The sequence below is a fragment of the Ramlibacter sp. bp-362 genome (genome assembly GCF_054956735.1).
In genome coordinates this window covers 1-260 of sequence record NZ_JBUDXE010000063.1, presented here as the reverse complement: position 1 = coordinate 260, position 260 = coordinate 1, and the positions used below count along the sequence as shown (strand labels likewise).

The window sequence follows — 260 nt, the reverse complement described above, 5'->3', positions numbered from 1 at the left end:
AAACGGTAACGTTCTCGGCCGATATCAACGCCATCGTCTGCGAGTACGGTGACATCATTGGCGTCAGTCATAGCGTGGCTAGGATTGGCCTGGCATCGGGCCGCATCGTGGCTGTCGACGGGAATATCCTCACGCTGGATAAAGACGTCACACTGGATGCCAGTGAAAGCTATGGCGTGAAAATCCAGCTATCCGCTAATGACCACATCATCAGCCGGGACATTAAAGCTGTTGCCGGAACATCAAATAAAGTCACGGTG

The 260-nt window shown here is 52.7% G+C and carries 1 protein-coding gene; it reads left to right on the top strand.

Annotated elements, in window-relative coordinates:
- Positions 1–260, top strand: a 260-nt coding sequence (locus ACY0MJ_RS22405) for a hypothetical protein (protein WP_462640770.1), incomplete at both ends; no start/stop codon positions are given.